We start from the raw sequence: 19,031 nt of genomic DNA, 5'->3' as shown, positions 1-19,031 counted from the left end.
TTGCAGGGGTTCTTTCCGCGGGGAGAGGGCCTCTGTTTTTGTTCATTTTAATAGTTTCATAGGTTTATCCCTCCGGCAGACGGACATACTGATAGACATAAAGAGGACCGGGGGGGAACAGGAAATGAAGGCAACAGTCAAACAAACCGTAATTATTCTAGTATGTTTATTTATATTAGTTATGTCCTGGGAGGGGCAGAAAGTAGACGCCGCCGTACCCGGCTGGGTACAGCAGGCCTCGGCGATTCCACATGATTCGATCCGGCTTCGTATTCTGGCCAATTCCGATCTGCCGGAGGATCAGCTTGTGAAATTGCAGGTCCGGGATGCAGTGGTAGCCGAGATGAATACGTGGATCGATGAGATGCAGCAGCCGCGAAGTCTGGAGCAAGCCCGGAGTATCGTACGGACACGGTTGCCGGAAATCCGGGAAACGGTAGGCCGGGAGCTTGCCCGCCAAGGACTGACGTATACGTATAAAGTAGAGCTGGGACAGGTTCCGTTCCCGACTAAAATTTACGGCAACAGAGTGTATCCTGCCGGACAATACGAGGCTGTCCGCATTACGCTGGGAGAGGGTGCGGGCAAGAACTGGTGGTGCGTTCTGTTTCCTCCTCTGTGCTTCGTCGGGGTGAACAGCTCTCAGGGGGTTGACAAGGCAGTCGCTGCCGGTGAAAATGTTGGACAAGGCGACAATAAAGGAGATCAGGTTGAGGTACGCTTCTATCTGGTGGATAAAGCGGTTGATTTATGGAATTGGGTTAGTGGACTGCTTTCCTAGCAAGTGCATCAATAAACGGTTTTCTAAATGTGATATAATAAGTGAATGAAAGCTAGGAATTTGAGCTTATACGGAAGACTGAACCCAATCAAGAAGGTATAGGATGAATAAATATGAATGATGATCAAAAGCTGCAGTCTGAAGCCGCCAGCGGCCCGGCGCAAGCCGGGAAGCGTCCGACGTTCTGGTGGGACGTGAAAAACCTGAAGCAGGCTGTGGCAAATGGAATCGAGCCGGGAGGGAGCTCGTATACAGGGCATCCCTCCCAGTTTGCGGCACTGGCCTTGCGGGAGGCTGCTGCTTTGCTGCGTGCGGGCGATACGGTTGCTTTCCCGACGGAAACTGTATACGGACTCGGTGCCGATGCCCGCAATACCGCCGCCGTGGAGGCGGTTTTTGCTGCGAAGGGCCGACCCTCGGACAATCCGCTCATCGTGCATATTGCGCGGCGCAGCCAGCTCGATGAACTCGTGCAGCAGGTGAACAGCACGGCGGAGGCCCTGATCAAGGCGTTCTGGCCGGGGCCGCTCACGCTGGTGCTTCCGGTCAAGCCGGGCGTGCTGTCCCCGCGCGTAACGGCGGGGCTGGACACGGTCGCCGTGCGGATGCCGGACCACCCGGTGGCGCTGCGGCTGATTGCCGAGGCCGGGTGCCCTGTGGCGGGGCCAAGCGCAAACCGCTCCGGCCGTCCGAGCCCGACGACTGCCGAGCATGTGCGCGAGGACTTGCAGGGCCGGATCGGCGGCATCGTCGATAGCGGCCCTACCGGCGTGGGGCTGGAGTCGACGGTGGTGCAGGTCGGCGACGACGGCACCGTGACGATCCTGCGCCCCGGTGGCATCACCGCCGAGCAGCTCGCCGCCGTCTGCCCGGCCGTCACGACGGACCCGGGCCTGGCGGGCGCCGCCGGCCCCGACACCCCGGCTCCCCGCTCGCCGGGGGTGAAGTACACGCATTACGCGCCCCGCGGGCGCTTAAGCGTGGTGGAAGGCCCGTCTCCGGCAGCGGTGACGGGCCTGATCCGGCGCGAGCTGGCCGTGGCGGGGGCCAGCGGAGAGCGCACGGCCGTGCTCGCTTTTGACGAGCATGCGGCCGATTACATCGGGCAGCGCGTCTATTCGCTCGGAAGTCTCGACACGCTGCAGGAGGCGGGGCGGCGTCTGTACGGGGTGCTGCGCCGCTGTGACGAGGATGGTATTACCTTCATCCTCGCAGAGGCCTGCCCGCCGCACGGGCTTGGCGCGGCCGTTATGAACCGGCTGCTGAAGGCGGCCGGACACCGGGTGATCCGGGCAGACGAAGCCCGCGAGTAGCCTGCAGCACTGGAACAGCCGCAGCACCGGAACAACCCGCAGCTTGTCACACGACTCAGTGCCTTCTCCATGGTTACAGCATGTACTAGTTTCCTCCTTGTTCGCATATCGTGTACAGATTGAAAATGTACATGGGGGAATGACCATGCTTGAAGCCACTTCCCATATGGGACAACTTCTGACCGTTCTGATCATGGCCCTTGCACTCGGGATGGATGCTTTTTCGCTCGGAATCGGTGTAGGGATGAAGGGCGTCCGGCTGCAAGATGTCCTGCGGATCAGCGCGGTCGTTGCCTTGTTCCACTTGGTGATGCCGCTGCTGGGCATGTTCACAGGGCATTTCATGAGTGAAGTGCTCGGACATGTTGCGGCCTATGCGGCTGGTGGCCTGCTCATTTTGCTTGGCTGTCATATGATTTATAATTCAATATATGGAAGCAGCGTGCCGCTGCTGGATTACCGCTCTTCTGTCGGAGTGATCCTGTATTCGCTTGGCGTGAGCATGGACTCCTTTTCGGTTGGTGTGTCCCTTGGCATGTTCCGGAGCGATCTGCTGCTGACGGTAGCTGCCTTCGGCGGAGCCGGCGGTGTGATGTCAGTCCTGGGGCTGCTGCTGGGAAGACACGTCAGCCGTAATCTGGGTGAATACGGAGAGGCGATCGGCGGGGCCATTTTATTTGCCTTTGGAATGATGTTTATTTTTTGATTTTTGCAAGTTGCAGCGTGGAGAGCAGGAGGTGGGAAATCGTGAAAAATATTTTGTTTGTATGCACAGGCAACACATGTCGGAGTCCGATGGCGGAAGCGATGCTGCGCAAGCTGGCCGTTGAACGCCAGCTTGGTCTGGAGGTGCGTTCGGCCGGAGTAGCCGCAATGGACGGCGCATCCCTTTCACGTCATGCCGAGGCCGTGCTGCGGGATCATGGAATCAGGGAACCCTTCCGTTCCACATCGCTGCATCGGGAACTGGTGGAATGGGCAGACCTGATCCTGACTCTTACGCAAAGCCATAAGCGGCATGTGATCCAGCGCTTTCCTGCGGCAGCGGGGAAAACGTACACCCTGAAGGAGTATGTTGAGGATGATCCGGCAGTTCTGAATGACCTGCAAGCGCTGGACAGTCTGTTCGCCTCCCAGGAAATGATGGCTTCCCTCGGCCAGGAGCTTTCCGTGGAAGAAAGGGAGCGTATGATTGAAATCCGCCAGCGGATTCCAAGCTTTGACATCTCCGATCCTTTCGGCGGATCAAGAGAGGATTATGACACCGCGGCAGCGGAAATCCGCACGGCGCTGCACCGTCTGGCGGATAAGCTGGAAAATCGGAAATAATCACACCGTCTGGCGGATTTTTGGTGCAGATTGCTGTTGATTTCCCCGCATTGATAAATTAAGATAAGGGTACATGAACGAGAATCCGGTGTAACTGGCGACGAGAGTGGGCTAAACCACGGTGGAGCATCGGATATACGGCCGGTCGCCTGGGCAAAAGAGCAATTCCGCGAGCAGTCGCGGACTGCTCTTTTTTCATTTAGCAGGTTTCCTCTGCCCCAGGATGGCGGCTTGTCGTTTTTGCCAAAACAAAGGCGGGCCTATTCAGCTAAAATGAAAGCTGAAACTATGCTGGACTGCGGAACAGGAGGGGCTTGAGATGGAGCATATGGAGATGGCAGCCGGCTTGCGCGCGAATACTGTAGCTATATTAAGGGAGCTGGCCGCTGCCGCGGATTTGAAGCCGGGCAGACTGCTGGTCATTGGTGCAAGCACCAGCGAGGTGGCCGGGCGGCGAATTGGTACGTCCGGAGCGCTGGAGGTGGCCGAGCAACTGCTGGCAGGCGTCAGGGAGGTGCAGCAGGAATATGGATTTGATGCTGTATTCCAATGCTGCGAGCATCTGAACCGGGCGCTCGTGCTGGAGAGAGCTGTCCTGGAGGGGCTCGGCTTGAAGGAAGTGGGCGCCGTGCCGGTGCCGAAGGCTGGCGGTTCCATGGCTGCCGCGGCTTTCAGGTCGATGAAGGAGCCGTGCCTGGCCGAAACAGTCGAAGCGCATGCCGGTCTGGATATCGGCGAGACGCTGATCGGCATGCATTTGCGCAGGGTGGCCGTTCCTTTCCGGCCGAGCCTCCGTTATATTGGGAAAGCGCGGGTCAATGCGGCCTTTACCCGTCCTCCGCTGATCGGCGGGGAACGGGCGGTTTACCGGCTGGAATTGCAAGAAGAATACACACAAGCATAACGACGCGGGGAGGAACTTTATTATGATGGAAAATTTGCGAAAAAATGATCCGGCTGTGCTGGAAGCGATGGGGCTTGAGCTCAAGCGCCAGCGGAACAATATTGAGCTGATCGCATCTGAAAATATCGTGAGCGAAGCGGTTATCGAGGCGATGGGCTCCGTTCTGACGAATAAATATGCCGAAGGATATCCCGGCAAGCGTTACTATGGCGGCTGCGAGCATGTCGATATTGTGGAAAATATCGCGCGCGACCGGGCGAAGGAGCTGTTCGGGGCTGAGCATGCCAACGTGCAGCCTCACTCCGGCGCACAGGCCAATCTGGCGGTTTACCTGACAGCGCTGAATACCGGCGATACGGTGCTTGGCATGAACCTGGCGCACGGCGGCCACCTGACACACGGCAGCCCGGTAAATGCATCCGGTTTGCTGTACAATTTCGTGGCTTACGGCGTGCGTGAAGACAACTTCCTGATCGATTATGATGAAGTGCGGAAGGCGGCCTTCAAGCATCGTCCGCGTCTTATAGTAGCCGGAGCAAGCGCATATCCCCGCACGATCGATTTCGAAGCCTTTGCTTCGATTGCGAACGATGTCGGCGCTCTGTTCATGGTGGACATGGCGCATATCGCCGGTCTGGTCGCTGCAGGCATTCATCCGAATCCGGTGCCGCATGCCCATTTTGTGACGACCACGACACACAAAACGCTGCGCGGGCCGCGCGGCGGCATGATCCTGACACGCAAAGCCTGGGCGCAGGCCATTGATAAAGCGGTATTCCCGGGTACGCAGGGCGGGCCGCTCATGCATGTGATTGCTTCCAAAGCCGTAGCTTTTGGCGAGGCGCTTCAGCCTTCCTTTACCGAATACGCGAAGCAAGTGGTGCGCAACGCCCAGGTGCTGGCGGAAACGCTTATCAGCGAAGGTGTCAATATCGTGTCCGGCGGTACGGACAACCACCTCATGCTGATCGATACGCGCAATCTGAACATTACGGGGAAAGACGCGGAGCATGTGCTCGACTCTATCGGCATCACGGTGAACAAGAACGCGATCCCGTTTGATCCGACCAGCCCGTTTGTAACTAGCGGTATCCGCATTGGCACACCTGCTGCTACTTCCCGCGGCATGGATGAGAATGCCATGATTGAAATCGGCCAAATTATTGCCAAAACGCTGAAAAATGCGAAGGATGAAACCATCCTGGCGGAGCTGCGCGGCCGTGTCACTAAATTGACCGACCAGTTCCCGATTTACCCTGAAATCCAATATTAAGATTCTGTCCGAGCGCTAGCGCGATTTATGAGACCGTTCGTGTCCTGTAAAGGATGCGGGCGGTTTCTTTGTGTTGAACTTCTGAGCGGCGGACCCTTTCAGGCGTCAATACCTGACCGAGTCCTTTTCGTTTTTTAGGAATTTGGATAGAAACGCGGAAAACTCGGGCGCGACAGGTGTTAAATCATGCCGGGGAATGATATAATAAACGGGATTTGTGGCAGGATGTATGTACAGGGATTTTATCGAGTGAACACCGGAGGGACTTTTTATGGGCAAATTGGTGATATGTGATCACCCTTTAATTCAGCACAAACTGACTTTTATTCGCGATGTTCGCACCAATACCAAAGACTTTCGTGAATTGGTGAATGAAGTGGCCACATTGATGGCTTATGAAATTACGCGTGATATACCGCTTGAAGGCATCCGGGTACAGACGCCAGTGGCCGAAACGGAAAGCAAGGTGATTTCAGGCCGTATGCTGGGATTGATCCCGATTCTGCGGGCCGGGCTGGGCATGCTGGACGGAGTGGTCAAACTGATCCCGGCGGCGAAGGTAGGGCATGTCGGATTATTCCGCGACCCGGAAACACTGCAGCCTGTGGAATATTACACCAAGCTTCCTACGGACGTAACGGAGCGCGAACTGATTGTGATCGACCCGATGCTGGCTACTGGCGGCTCGGCGATTGCGGCGATTGATGTGCTTAAGAAGCGCGGCTGCACGCAGATCAAGATGATGAACCTGATCGCTGCTCCGGAAGGTGTGAAGGCCGTACAGGACGCACATCCGGACGTTGATATTTATGTAGCCGCACTGGACGAGCGTCTTGATGATCACGGCTATATTGTGCCTGGGCTTGGCGATGCGGGTGACCGGTTGTACGGTACGAAATAAGCGCAAAACCGTTAAAAGGAGTCTACAATGTCTAAAATTAAAGTAATGACCATTTTCGGTGTGCGCCCTGAAGCAATCAAAATGGCGCCGCTTATTCTGGAGCTTCAGCGCCACCCTGAGCATATTGAATCGATCGTTTGCGTAACGGCACAGCATCGTCAGATGCTCGATCAGGTGCTTGAGGTGTTCAAGATCACCCCTGATTACGATCTCGATGTGATGCAGGACCGGCAGAGCCTGAACGAAATTACGCTGCGCGTCCTGGCAGGACTGGAGCCTGTCCTGCGTGAAGCGAAGCCCGATATTGTGCTGGTGCACGGGGATACGCTGACTACATTCCTCGCCAGCTATGCCGCCTTCATGCAGCAGATTCAGGTCGGCCATGTTGAAGCAGGGCTGCGGACGTGGAACAAGCTGTCCCCTTACCCGGAGGAAATGAACCGGCAGCTGACAGGCGTGCTGGCTGATCTTCATTTCTCCCCGACGGATTGGTCGGCTGGCAACTTGCACCGGGAGAACAAGCCGGAAGACCGCATTTATGTTACAGGCAACACGGTAACCGATGTTTTCCAATATACGGTGCGGCAGGATTATGATCATCCGGTCCTGAAATGGGCGGAAGACAAGCGCCTGATCCTGATGACGGCGCACCGCCGCGAGTCGCAGGGAGAGCCGCACCGCAATATCTTCCGCGCAGTCAAGCGCATCGCGGATGAATTCGAGGATGTGGCGATCGTGTATCCGGTGCATCCAAGCCCGGCGGTGAAAGAGCCGGCATTTGAAATTTTGGGCGATCATCCGCGCATCCGGCTGATTGATCCGCTGGACGTGGTGGATCTCCATAATTTCTTCGGCCATACCCACCTGATTTTGACTGATTCGGGCGGAATACAGGAGGAGGCGCCGTCCTTCGGTGTGCCTGTGCTGGTGCTCAGAGATACCACAGAACGGCCTGAGGGCATCGAGGCAGGGACACTTGAGCTTGTCGGTACGGATGAAGAAAAGGTATATGAGCGTGCCAAAGCGCTGCTGACCGATTCTGCAACCTATGAAACGATGAGCAAGGCGGCGAATCCGTACGGTGACGGTCATGCTTCGGAAAGAATTGTCAATGCCATACTTCACCATTTTGGCATCCGCAAGCAGCGTCCTGAACAGTTTCACAGAATGTTCACAAAATAAGTTTGAATCAAGTTCTTACAAACCTACAGTTGAACATACAGTTCAACTGTACGGTTTGCAAGGGTTTGAACTGCTTAATGCCTTGTTTTTGGGCTGATTTTCCTGCTTTAGGGCGCTAAAATCTGTTCATTGACAAAAAGTCTGCTCATTCAGTAAAATGAACTGGAATTGCAGGGGTGACGTGGAAATGGCTGAGCCGGAAAAGCCGGATCGCAATCGGAATGACGGGGGAAATCCCTGGAAGGCAATAGGTCTTGTCAGCGCTCTCGGCATTGATTTGGCTGTATGCGCTTTTGCCGGATTTTATGCAGGCGGTTGGCTGGATAGGAAGCTGGGAGGGACAGGTACATGGATTGCCGTAAGCGTTCTCGCGGGGTTGGCTGTCGGTGGAATCAGCGTTGCCATGGTCATCAGAAAGGTATTGAGGAACAGCAATGAGTGAAATGGCCAGATTTCAAAGAGTACTGTGGGTAGTCGCGCTTTTCTTTATGGCTCTTTGCTTCCTGGTGGCGGCCTTGATGCCGCATCACCGTGATGTAGCTCACGGTTTGGTTTTGGGAACCGTAGTAAGCTGTCTAAATGTGCTCTATATGTCCTATAAAGTCGGGAAGGTTGCATCTGCTGCGGCAGGCGAAAGTGGCAAGAAGGTTATAGGGATAGGTTTCGGCGTAAGAGTTGCTACCTCCATCCTCGCTATGGTTCTCGCCCTGGAGTTTCCGTCTTATTTTCATGAAATCGCCGTCGCGGCAAGTCTTGTCTTCGGACAACTCCTTCTTTTAGTGATAGGCATCATACTTGCACTTCTGGAAGATAAACAGCGAGACTGAGAAAGGGGTGAGAAAAAAATGCATGAATCACCGATTATCGCACTGGGCGGATTGCGTTTTGACCTGTCGATCATATTGATGCTGATTGTGACCTGTACTGTTGTTTTTGTTCTTGCCCGATTGGCTACCAGAAATTTATCGGTCGAAAATCCGGGAAAGCTGCAAAATTTTATGGAATGGGTTGTCGAATTCATTCAAAATATGATTTCCAGTACGATGGATATGAAGAAAGGCAAGCCTTTTCTGTCTCTCGGCATGACGCTTCTCATGTTTATTTTTGTAAGCAACATGCTGGGCCTGCCGTTTGGTATCGTAACCAACTATGAAGATCCCGCTGAGGCAACCTTCTTTGGCAAACCGCTGGTTTCAGTGCAGGAGCTGTTTGCGGAGGCGCATGAGAAAAATCCTGAGGAACACCCGCACGCGGCCGTACAATGGTGGAAATCACCTACGGCGGATGCAGGGGTTGCCATGGGCTTGGCCGGCATGATCTTTTTGCTGGTACATATTCTGGGTATGTTCCGGAACACCAAGGCTTATTTTAAGCATTATGTGCAGCCGTTCCCTTTCTTCCTGCCGATTAACCTGATCGAGCAATTCTCCAAGCTGCTGACACACGGAATGCGTTTGTTCGGTAACATTTTCGCAGGCGAGGTTTTGATTTCCGTGCTGCTTAAGCTGGCGGCTCTGGGTGTGGCAGGCTCGATTGCTTCCGTGCTCGGATTGATTGTTTGGCAGGGCTTCAGTATATTTGTCGGAGCGATCCAGGCGTTCGTCTTTACAATCCTGACGTTCGTTTATATCTCTCAGGCAACAGAATCGCATGATGAACACTAGGTTTCAAGGTTAAGTTCAGGAGTTCCGCTTCGCGCTTAACTGTAAATATATGAATAACACAATTTCACATCTCTAAGGAGGATTATTGAAAATGGGAGTTTGGGCATTTGTAGCAGCAGCTATCGCTGTAGGTTTGGGCGCGCTTGGCGCAGGTATCGGTAACGGTCTGATCGTAAGTAAAACAGTTGAAGGGATCGCTCGTCAGCCAGAAGCGAAATCCACGCTGCAAACGGTAATGTTTATCGGTGTAGGTCTGGTAGAGGCCCTGCCGATCATCGGTGTCGTTCTGGCATTCATTTTCTACGCAGCAGCTTAATTGAATGGAACAAGGTTTGGCGGGGAAGGCACAGCCATCCGCGCCTTCTTTGTTGAATTTAATATGATCATGTCAATAGAACCGACGTTTACCGGAAAGGAGTGACTTCAATTGCATTTGGAATGGACATCTATCGTTCTCACGTTAATCGCGTTTTTGATTCTGTACTGGCTGTTGAACCGCTATGCTTTCGGTCCCCTCTTTTCCGTCATGGAGAAGCGGCGCGAACTGGTCACACAGCAAATGAACGAAGCGAAGCAAACCCGCGAGCAGGCAGCGGCCTACGTAGAGGAGCAAAAACAGGCTCTGCAGCAGGCGCGCAAGGAAGCCTACGATATCATTGAGCAATCGAAGCAAACCGGCAGCAAGCAGGCTGAGCAAATTATTGGCGAGGCGCGCAGCGAAGCGGGGCGTCTCAAGGACGAAGCCGTGCGCGAGATCGAAAGCGAGCGCAATAAAGCGATTGCCGCTCTGCGCAGCGAAGTGGGCAAAGCATCCGTGCAGATTGCTTCTAAGCTGATTCAGAAAGAAATCAAGGATGATCAAGTCCAGGAAGAGCTCGTTGACCAGTACCTGAAAGAGGTAGGGGGCAGAGCATGAGCCAGGATACTGTAGTTGCCAAACGGTATGCGAAGGCCCTGTTTGAGGTAGCTGAACAGCAGCAGAAGGTGACGGAAACAGAACAGGAGCTCAGAGCCTTCGTGGTGGCTGTTTCAGGAGATGCGGAGATCCGGGGTTTCATCAATTCCCCGAATGTGCCGGAGCCGGTGAAGCTGCAGGTGCTGTCCGGAAGCTTTGAGGGCAGGCTGTCCGCTCCTGTCCTCAATACGATCAAGCTGCTCGTTCAGCGGGGCAGAACGGATCTGTTCGGAGCGCTGCTGGACGGTTATCTGGCGATTCAGGAGGATAAGCTTGGCCTTGCTGATGCCAAAGTGTACTCGGCATATGCACTTGACGACGAGGAAAAAGCGGCGGTCGCCGAACAATTCGGCGCGCGTGTAAATAAAACGATCCGGTTGGAAAATATCGTGGACCCGGAACTGCTCGGCGGATTAAAGGTGGTCATCGGTGACACGATGTTCGACGGCAGTGTGGCCGGCAAGCTGGAGCGGCTCGAAAAGTCTTTCAATAGACGAGTATAGAAGATAGGGGTGAACACACTTGAGTATCAGACCTGAAGAAATCAGCACATTGATTAAAAGTCAAATTGAGCAGTATAAAACGGACATTGAGGTTGTTGAGGTCGGCACCGTTGTAGAAGTCGGTGACGGGATCGCTCGTGTCTACGGTCTTGAAAAAGTTATGTCAGGCGAGCTGGTTGAATTCGAGAACGGCGTTTTGGGCTTGGCACTCAACGTGGAAGAAAGCAATGTAGGTGTCGTTATTCTGGGTGAATACTCCAACATCCGTGAAGGCGGACAAGTAAAGCGTACGGGACAGATCATGCAGGTTCCTGTAGGCGAAGCTTTGATCGGCCGCGTAGTGAATCCACTGGGGATTCCGGTGGACGGCAAAGGGCCGCTGGCTACGACAGAATTCCGTCCGGTGGAATATCAGGCTCCTGGCGTTATGGCTCGTAAGTCTGTTCATGAGCCGATGCAAACCGGCATCAAGGCGATTGACGCGATGGTTCCGATCGGCCGCGGTCAGCGGGAATTGATTATCGGTGACCGTCAAACGGGTAAAACCTCGGTTGCAATCGACGCCATTCTGAACCAAAAAGGCAGCGGTATGAAGTGTATCTATGTTGCCATTGGCCAGAAGCAGTCAACCGTGGCTCAAGTAGTTGAAACTCTGCGCCGTAACGGTGCATTGGAATACACCATTGTGGTTACAGCATCAGCTTCCGAGCCTTCACCGTTGCTGTACATCGCACCATATGCAGGCGCTGCCATGGGCGAATACTTCATGTTTAAAGGCGAGCACGTCCTGATCGTATACGATGACCTGTCCAAACAGGCTGCAGCATACCGTGAATTGTCCCTGCTGCTTCGCCGTCCTCCGGGCCGGGAAGCTTACCCGGGTGACGTATTCTACCTGCACTCCCGTTTGCTGGAGCGTGCGGCCAAGCTGAACGACGAACTGGGCGGCGGTTCCATGACGGCGCTGCCGTTCATCGAAACGCAGGCTTCCGACGTTTCGGCCTATATTCCTACGAACGTAATCTCGATTACGGACGGACAAATCTTCCTGGAGGCAGACTTGTTCCATGCAGGTCAGCGTCCGGCGATCAACGTGGGTATCTCTGTATCCCGTGTTGGCGGTTCCGCGCAAATTAAAGCCATGAAGAAGGTTGCTGGTTCCCTGCGGCTGGATCTGGCTCAATACCGGGAGCTGCAGGCATTCTCGCAGTTTGGCTCCGATCTGGATAAATCGACCAAAGCCCGTCTTGACCGTGGTGCCCGCATGATGGAAATCCTGAAGCAGGACGTGAACCAGCCGTTGGCTGTTGAACTGCAGGTTGTCAGCTTGTACACAGCGGTTAGAGGGTACCTTGACGACATTCCGGTAGGTGACGTTGGCCGTTTCGAGAAGGAATTCCTCATGTACATGCAATCTAACCACGACAATGTCCTGCAATCGATTCGCGATACGAAGGATCTTGTTGCAGATAACGAAGCAGCGCTGAAAGCGGCAATCGAACAGTTCAAGAAAACGTTTGCTACTTCGGCCTAAGCTGTACACTTATAGATTGAGTAACTTTGAGCCAAGACCGCTCTCCTTTGCTGGGCTTGGCTCATAAATAGGATATTGTATTGCTTTGCTTACGAAGATAGCTTTGACTTCGTCAAAGCTTAGGCTGATGCTTACGAAGATAGCTTTGACTTCGTCAAAGCTTTAAGGTGGTGAAATCATGGCAAAAGGCATGCGCGAGATTAAACGCCAAATCAAAAGTGTGCAGAACACAAAGCAGATCACCAAGGCGATGGAAATGGTGGCGGCCTCCAAGCTGAGAAAAGCGCAGGAGAAGGCTGACGCCGCTCGCCCTTATGCGGAGAAGCTCAAGGAAGTGGTTGCCAGCATCGCCACCGGTACCAAAGGAATCAAACACCCTATGCTCGAAACCCGTCCGGTAAAGAAAACGGCATATCTGATCATCACTTCAGACCGCGGTTTGGCCGGCGGATATAACTCGAACATTTTGCGTGCGGTCACTGCGACCCTGGCTGAACGCCACAGCTCACAGGATGAGTTTGTACTGTTCGTCATTGGCCGCAAGGGACGCGATTTCTTCATACGCCGCGGTTATACCTTGGCGGACACGGTAACGGATCTGTCCGATTCACCGTCGTTTGCGGATATCAAGTCCATCGCCTACAATGCGGTCCAGGGATATGAGCAGAGCAATTTTGATGAGCTGTATATATGTTACAACCGGTTCGTGAATGCGTTGACCCAGATTCCTACGGTGGATCGGCTGCTGCCGATGGCTACACCGGCGGCGGCCGAAGCCTCCCTGTCTGCCAGCTACGAATATGAGCCGTCAGCTGAGGGAGTTCTTGAAGCGCTGCTTCCCCGTTATGCAGAAACGCTCATTTACGGAGCTTTGCTTGATGGTAAAGCCAGTGAGCTTGGCGCGAAGATGACGGCGATGGGTTCGGCGACCAAGAATGCAACGAAAATGATTAATGAGCTGAGGCTTACTTATAACCGCGCCCGCCAAGCGGCAATCACCCAGGAAATCACGGAGATTGTAGCGGGAGCAAATGCACAAGTGTGATCGGAGTTTCATCAATATAATAGCTTAGCGGCGCAAAGCAACAGGCAACGTATCGGAATTTGCTGTGCAAAGCTTGTAGGAGGGAAACAAGAAAATGAACAAAGGACGCGTTGTGAGCATTATGGGTCCGGTTGTCGACGTTGAATTCGAACGTGGTCAGCTTCCGGAGCTTCTTAATGCCATCACTATCCAAGGTGAATCGGAAGGTGGCAACAAAATCAGCCTGACACTGGAAGCTTCCAAGCATCTGGGGGACAACCGTGTACGCTGTATCGCAATGTCTTCTACCGACGGTCTTGTACGCGGTATGGAAGCAGTGGATATGGGGGCGCCGATCTCGGTGCCTGTAGGTGAGGTTACGCTTGGCCGTGTATTCAACGTGCTGGGGCAACCCATTGATGAAGCGGGCTCGGTAGAGAGTGCTATAAAAAATCCGATTCACCGTCAAGCGCCAGCGTTTGACGAGCTGACGACACAAGCAGAGATGCTGGAGACAGGAATTAAGGTTATCGATCTGCTGGCCCCTTATGCCAAGGGAGGGAAAGTCGGATTGTTCGGCGGCGCAGGTGTCGGTAAAACCGTAACGATTCAGGAATTGATCAATAACATTGCTCAGGAGCATGGCGGTATTTCCGTGTTTGCGGGTGTAGGTGAACGTACACGTGAAGGAAATGACCTCTACCATGAGATGAGAGATTCGGGTGTAATCAATAAAACAGCGATGGTATTCGGACAAATGAACGAGCCGCCAGGTGCCCGTTTGCGCGTGGCGCTGACAGGTCTGACCATGGCGGAATACTTCCGTGATCAGGAAGGCCGCGACGTGCTGCTGTTCGTTGACAACATCTTCCGTTTCACCCAGGCGGGTTCCGAAGTATCGGCATTGCTGGGACGCATGCCGTCCGCTGTAGGTTATCAGCCAACGCTGGCAACCGAGATGGGTCAGCTGCAGGAGCGTATTACTTCCACCAAAAAAGGTTCGGTTACCTCGATCCAGGCCATCTACGTGCCTGCTGACGACTACACGGACCCGGCTCCGGCTACGACGTTTGCCCACTTGGACGCCACAACGAACCTGGAACGTAAAATTTCCGAAATGGGCATTTATCCGGCGGTGGACCCGCTGGCATCCAGCTCGCGTATTCTTACTCCAGAGGTCGTAGGTGAAGAGCACTACCAGGTAGCTCAAGGTGTGAAACGTATCCTGGCCCGTTATAATGAGCTGCAGGACATTATTGCGATTCTGGGTATGGATGAGCTCAGCGAAGAAGATAAAATGCTGGTTGCGCGTGCACGTAAAATCCAGCGCTTCCTGTCGCAGCCATTCCACGTGGCCGAAGCGTTCAACGGCTTCCCGGGCAAATACGTTCCGGTTAAAGAAACGGTGCGCAGCTTTAAAGAAATTCTGGAAGGCAAGCATGACAATCTTCCGGAAGCGGCTTTCTTGTTTGTAGGCACCATTGAGGAAGCGGTTGAAAAGGCCAAAAATCTGTAATCGTACATGACAGCAGGTAGGTCTTACGAAGTGGGCTGTCGATGGACAGCCTGTCAGGAGGGATGGAAGTGAGCACCTTTTTGTTGGAAATCGTGACCCCTGAGCGCCAGGTTTATTCGGAGCAAGTGGAGAGTCTGAACGTTCGGGGCGTGGAAGGGGAACTCGGAATCTTGGCCGGGCACATTCCGATGGTCACTCCTCTGCAGATTGCTCCGGTCAGCATCAAAGCCGGCGGCAGGACTGAAATCCTGGCGGTCAACGGCGGTTTTGTTGAAATCCGGAAAGATAAAGTCGTCATTCTCGCCGAGAGCGCAGAGCGTCCGTCTGAGGTTGATGTTGAACGCGCCAAGGCAGCTCGGGAACGCGCTGAAGTCCGTTTGCAGAGCAAGCAGGATGAGTATGACCACCGCAGAGCGGAACTGGCACTGCAAAAAGCCGTGAACCGCTTGAAAGTGTCCGAAAAATAAATTGTGTTCGTAGGAAAAAAGAATCAATATATATAGGTCAAAAGTCCGGTGGTTTTAACTCGCCGGGCTTTTTTTATGGAAGCTCGCGAATAATTTGTGGAACCTTGCGAATAATCAGAAAAATGCAAAAAAATCAGAATTACATGGATTTTGAGTGGTATTTCAAGCAAGATGAGGATGACTAAATATTGAAAAATGTCGAAAGTTATTGAAAAAAACGTAAATAGGACTGGATTGTTGCGCTTTCGGCAAGTATTATATAATAGTCCAAGCTGGCAAGCGGACATGAAAGAATCCTGATTTCATTGTTTGCATTTTTACCGCTGACGCATATGATGCACATATAGGCTGTTCACGAACCGAACAGTCGGGCGGCGGTCAATGAACTGCGCTCAGTGATCCGGAGGTGCTAAATCGTGACGGATGAATTAACCCGGCAGATCGGCCAAACAACAGGCATGAGCAGCATGGTATCCATGATGGTATCCCTCATATGCATTGCCTTGGCCTGGTGGTCGCTGCAGAGTGTTAAGTTCGACTTGTGGATCAAGAACCCCAAGGGGGGACAGGGAAGGCTGCTGCATCTGTTTTTGGCTGTAGTGCTTGGAAGACTTGTGGCCGGCTTTTTGCTGGATTACATTTCCTGGAGCCAACTGCTGAGGTATATGTTTTGATATTTAAGCACTTGCTTATTTCTCGGTATGCCTGCAAGAGCATGAATTGTCGAATAGGATCGACAACTGTGGTTAACAATGAATTTACATGGCTTTGTCCGGTAGACAGTAACAACGTTACGGGCAGGACAGACATGCAGTGATGAAAAAATGCTTGTATAAGCGCTTTGAACGATGATATGATGGAATTTAGTGAGTCATCAAATCTATGTGATTTATTTTGAATATTAAACAATTTTTTTACACCACATTTACAAAAAAAATGAACCTCGTTTCCGTGGCAGTCTGATCTGGGCCGCCGGGTTGCGAAACACGAAAATAGCGGATACCGTTCTTTTTTTCCACACCGGAAAAGGGAAATGACGCGCGGAGGGAAGCATGATGAGCAAATTTATCGTCCGCGGCGGCAATAGACTGGTCGGAAGCGTAAAAGTGAGCGGAGCCAAAAACTCTGTTCTTCCGATTATCGCTGCCTCTCTTTTAGGGGAAGAAGGAGAAAGCGTCATCGTTGACGCGCCTCCTCTAGATGATGTAATGACGATTAATAAAGTATTGGAATCGCTGGGAGCAAGCGTTACATATCAAGATGAAATCATTCGTGTTGACGCACGGTCGATCACATCCTGTGAAGCGCCGTATGAATGGGTGCGGAAAATGCGCGCATCTTTTCTGGTCATGGGGCCGCTGCTGGCACGGATGGGGTATACAAGAATTTCTCTTCCGGGAGGTTGCGCTATCGGCACACGTCCGATTGATCAACATCTGAAGGGCTTTGAGGCGCTTGGGGCGAAAATCAGTCTGGGCCAGGGCTATGTGGAAGCCAGAAGCCATGGGCGTTTGCGCGGCGCCAAGATTTATTTGGATGTTGCGAGCGTCGGAGCGACCGAGAATATTATGATGGCAGCTTCGCTTGCTGAGGGTATCACCATTATTGATAATGCGGCAAGGGAGCCTGAAATCGTTGATTTGGCCAACTATTTGAACGGGATGGGGGCCAAGGTACGCGGCGCCGGTACCGGAGTGATTCGCATCGAGGGTGTTGAGAAGCTGCACGGCGTTCGTCATACGGTCATTCCTGACCGTATTGAGGCCGGTACTTATATGGTAGCAGCAGCTATAACAGGCGGTGATGTCTATGTAGAAGGCGCCATTTCCGATCATCTGGGTCCTGTGATTGCGAAAATGGAGGAAATGGGCGTTACGGTCCAGCCGGATGAGAACGGCATTCGTGTTATGGCCAGCAGGCTGCTTAAAGCGGTTGATGTCAAAACCTTGCCATATCCCGGATTTCCGACAGACATGCAATCCCAGATGATGGCGCTGCAGCTCGTAGCGGAAGGCACGAGCGTCATTACCGAAACGGTGTTTGAGAACCGCTTCATGCATGTGGATGAATTCCAGCTGATGAACGCGGAGATCAAGGTGGAAGGACGCTCGGCAATCGTCACCGGCAATGCAAAGCTGACAGGCGCAAAAGTATGCGCTACTGATTTGCGGGCAGGTGCCGCTCTGATTTTAACGGGTCTTGTTGCTGAAGGGACTACGGAGGTCAGCGGTGTTCATCATATAGACCGCGGATATGTGCATCTGGCTGAGAAGCTCACCACTCTTGGAGCCGACATCTATCGGGTTTCGGTAGAAGAGAGCAAGCCGGAAGCTGCTTCTGCCGAAAGGGTGGTCAAGGAAGAAACGAAGGGTGCTTTCAAAATACAACCGACCCTGGCATAATCGATTGAATTCAATAGTACATGTACACATAAGAGTTGCTCTCCCCGGGCAGCTCTTTTTTGTCCTTCAGTCGGGCATTGCGGCTCTCTGCTTTCTCTCAAATCCGGTTCTATCAAGAGTGAACCTTTCATATGAATGAATATCCGGTCCGGTCAAGCACCCCGGTCTCACTTCATAGAACGGAGGTTTCTCCCAAATGAAAGATTCTCGTGCCAGGATCCGACGGCTGTCGCCGGGTCCGATAGTTGCATTAACCGCTCTGCTCCTGATGGCGCTTGTTCTGCCGGCCGTACTGGTGTGGCCCAGGGGGACGCACCCGCAGCCCTCGCCTTCAGGAAAAATTGTGCCGGATACAGCAGCACAGCCGGAATCTGTGGACTCGACGAAGAAAGCAGCCCCATTCAAAACTGTTAAGGTCAGCGTCTTCTTAAGCTCAACAGGCGCAATCGAGACCCTTCCTCTTGAGGACTATGTAACAGGAGTGGTGGCAGCCGAAATGCCGCCTGAATTCGGACATGAGGCTCTAAAGGCACAGGCGATTGCAGCCAGAACATTCATAGCCCGGCGTTTGCTGGCCAAGGATACAAGCGGTGCGCCCAACGGGGCTGACGTCACCGACACCGTAGAGCATCAGGTATATCTGCCCCTGACAGCGATTCGGCAGCAGGAGCAGAATCCGCAGCGGGCCGAGGAACTGGCTTCTATCCGTAAGGCTGTCAGAGAAACGAAAGATATTATAATGACGTATAAAGGGAAGCCGATCACTGCAGCTTTTTTCTCAACAAGCAACGGATATACGGAAAACTCCGAGGATGTCTGGACGGCATCCGTCCCTTACCTCCGCAGTGTTCCGAGCCCGTGGGATCAGCGGATCGCGCCCCGCTACAAAGAAAGCATAACGATGAAGACCGCAGAAGTTTTGGACAAACTCGCTCTGAAGGGGGAGGCAGTGCAGGCTGCTTCAGGGTCGGGTGTTTTCCCGGAAATCAAAATTCTATCTACTACCGAGGGGCACCGGATTAAGAGCATCCGAATTGGAGATACCGTTTTTAAAGGAACTGACTTGCGTCAGCGGCTTGGACTTCGATCCGGCGAATTTACATGGGTAATTCGGGGAGAGCAAATGGTTATCACGACTTACGGCAATGGTCATGGAGTCGGCATGAGCCAGTGGGGTGCGAACGGAATGGCCAAGGAAGGTTATACGGCAACCCAAATTCTCAAACACTACTACACTGGAATCCATTTCGCCAAGGCCTCACAGCTGCTTTAAGAGGCAGTTC

Annotated in this window: 21 protein-coding genes and 1 riboswitch; all 21 genes read left to right on the top strand. The window is 53.2% G+C overall.

Annotated features, from left to right (window positions below):
• Positions 1–124: 124 nt before the first annotated feature.
• The 21 genes from spoIIR (at position 125) to spoIID (ending at position 19,021) form a co-directional block, all read left to right on the top strand.
• Positions 125–781 (top strand): stage II sporulation protein R, encoded by a 657-nt coding sequence (gene spoIIR, locus ACE41H_RS08280; protein WP_375354675.1) that lies wholly within the window; start codon positions 125–127, stop codon positions 779–781.
• A 107-nt stretch (positions 782–888) separates the two neighbouring features.
• Positions 889–2,094, top strand: a complete 1,206-nt coding sequence (locus ACE41H_RS08275; RefSeq protein ID WP_375354798.1) for an L-threonylcarbamoyladenylate synthase — start codon at positions 889–891, stop codon at positions 2,092–2,094.
• A gap of 145 nt (positions 2,095–2,239) precedes the next feature.
• A complete protein-coding gene (locus ACE41H_RS08270) occupies positions 2,240–2,800 on the top strand; it encodes a manganese efflux pump MntP (protein ID WP_375354674.1) in 561 nt (186 codons plus the stop codon).
• A 41-nt stretch (positions 2,801–2,841) separates the two neighbouring features.
• Positions 2,842–3,423, top strand: coding sequence for a low molecular weight protein arginine phosphatase (locus ACE41H_RS08265; RefSeq protein WP_375354673.1), 582 nt, complete (start codon positions 2,842–2,844; stop codon positions 3,421–3,423).
• An 80-nt stretch (positions 3,424–3,503) separates the two neighbouring features.
• A riboswitch (ZMP/ZTP riboswitch) is annotated at positions 3,504–3,585 on the top strand.
• A 157-nt stretch (positions 3,586–3,742) separates the two neighbouring features.
• A complete protein-coding gene (locus ACE41H_RS08260; protein ID WP_375354672.1) occupies positions 3,743–4,327 on the top strand; it encodes a TIGR01440 family protein in 585 nt (194 codons plus the stop codon).
• 22 nt (positions 4,328–4,349) lie between these two features.
• A complete protein-coding gene (gene glyA / locus ACE41H_RS08255) occupies positions 4,350–5,600 on the top strand; it encodes a serine hydroxymethyltransferase (RefSeq protein WP_375354671.1) in 1,251 nt (416 codons plus the stop codon).
• Positions 5,601–5,871: 271 nt separating this feature from the next.
• A complete protein-coding gene (gene upp, locus ACE41H_RS08250; protein WP_375354670.1) occupies positions 5,872–6,501 on the top strand; it encodes a uracil phosphoribosyltransferase in 630 nt (209 codons plus the stop codon).
• Positions 6,502–6,528: 27 nt separating this feature from the next.
• Complete coding sequence (gene wecB, locus ACE41H_RS08245; protein WP_375354668.1) at positions 6,529–7,683, top strand: non-hydrolyzing UDP-N-acetylglucosamine 2-epimerase; 1,155 nt, start codon at positions 6,529–6,531, stop codon at positions 7,681–7,683.
• Between the two features lie 187 nt (positions 7,684–7,870).
• Positions 7,871–8,125, top strand: coding sequence for an AtpZ/AtpI family protein (locus ACE41H_RS08240; RefSeq protein WP_375354667.1), 255 nt, complete (start codon positions 7,871–7,873; stop codon positions 8,123–8,125).
• Positions 8,118–8,510, top strand: coding sequence for an ATP synthase subunit I (locus ACE41H_RS08235; protein WP_375354666.1), 393 nt, complete (start codon positions 8,118–8,120; stop codon positions 8,508–8,510). The genes ACE41H_RS08240 and ACE41H_RS08235 overlap by 8 nt, the downstream gene beginning before the upstream one ends.
• Positions 8,511–8,528: 18 nt before the next feature.
• Positions 8,529–9,347: a F0F1 ATP synthase subunit A gene (gene atpB, locus ACE41H_RS08230; RefSeq protein WP_375354665.1), complete on the top strand. Its 819-nt coding sequence runs from the start codon at positions 8,529–8,531 to the stop codon at positions 9,345–9,347.
• A 91-nt stretch (positions 9,348–9,438) separates the two neighbouring features.
• Positions 9,439–9,663 (top strand): F0F1 ATP synthase subunit C, encoded by a 225-nt coding sequence (gene atpE / locus ACE41H_RS08225; RefSeq protein ID WP_355326366.1) that lies wholly within the window; start codon positions 9,439–9,441, stop codon positions 9,661–9,663.
• 111 nt (positions 9,664–9,774) lie between these two features.
• On the top strand, positions 9,775–10,263 hold the full coding sequence (atpF, locus tag ACE41H_RS08220) for a F0F1 ATP synthase subunit B (protein ID WP_375354664.1): 489 nt from the start codon (positions 9,775–9,777) through the stop codon (positions 10,261–10,263).
• On the top strand, positions 10,260–10,805 hold the full coding sequence (locus ACE41H_RS08215; protein ID WP_375354663.1) for a F0F1 ATP synthase subunit delta: 546 nt from the start codon (positions 10,260–10,262) through the stop codon (positions 10,803–10,805). Before atpF ends, ACE41H_RS08215 begins: the two co-directional genes overlap by 4 nt.
• Positions 10,806–10,824: 19 nt before the next feature.
• Positions 10,825–12,339 carry a F0F1 ATP synthase subunit alpha gene (gene atpA / locus ACE41H_RS08210; RefSeq protein ID WP_375354662.1) on the top strand — a complete coding sequence of 505 codons (1,515 nt, stop codon included), beginning with the start codon at positions 10,825–10,827 and terminating at the stop codon, positions 12,337–12,339.
• A gap of 178 nt (positions 12,340–12,517) precedes the next feature.
• The gene (gene atpG, locus ACE41H_RS08205; RefSeq protein WP_375354661.1) at positions 12,518–13,384 is read left to right on the top strand and encodes an ATP synthase F1 subunit gamma; all 867 of its coding nucleotides are present in this window, start codon (positions 12,518–12,520) and stop codon (positions 13,382–13,384) included.
• 94 nt (positions 13,385–13,478) lie between these two features.
• Positions 13,479–14,879, top strand: a complete 1,401-nt coding sequence (atpD, locus tag ACE41H_RS08200; RefSeq protein ID WP_375354660.1) for a F0F1 ATP synthase subunit beta — start codon at positions 13,479–13,481, stop codon at positions 14,877–14,879.
• A 68-nt stretch (positions 14,880–14,947) separates the two neighbouring features.
• Complete coding sequence (locus ACE41H_RS08195; protein ID WP_375354659.1) at positions 14,948–15,346, top strand: F0F1 ATP synthase subunit epsilon; 399 nt, start codon at positions 14,948–14,950, stop codon at positions 15,344–15,346.
• A gap of 458 nt (positions 15,347–15,804) precedes the next feature.
• On the top strand, positions 15,805–16,020 hold the full coding sequence (locus tag ACE41H_RS08190) for a DUF1146 family protein (RefSeq protein WP_375354797.1): 216 nt from the start codon (positions 15,805–15,807) through the stop codon (positions 16,018–16,020).
• Between the two features lie 381 nt (positions 16,021–16,401).
• The gene (murA, locus tag ACE41H_RS08185; protein ID WP_375354658.1) at positions 16,402–17,748 is read left to right on the top strand and encodes a UDP-N-acetylglucosamine 1-carboxyvinyltransferase; all 1,347 of its coding nucleotides are present in this window, start codon (positions 16,402–16,404) and stop codon (positions 17,746–17,748) included.
• Between the two features lie 196 nt (positions 17,749–17,944).
• Entirely contained in the window at positions 17,945–19,021 is a 1,077-nt protein-coding gene (spoIID, locus tag ACE41H_RS08180; RefSeq protein ID WP_375354657.1) for a stage II sporulation protein D, read from the top strand.
• Positions 19,022–19,031: the final 10 nt, after the last annotated feature.

The sequence above is a fragment of the Paenibacillus enshidis genome (assembly GCF_042136365.1).
GTDB classification, from domain to species: domain Bacteria; phylum Bacillota; class Bacilli; order Paenibacillales; family Paenibacillaceae; genus Paenibacillus; species Paenibacillus enshidis.
This window is presented reverse-complemented; position numbering and strand designations above follow the sequence as displayed.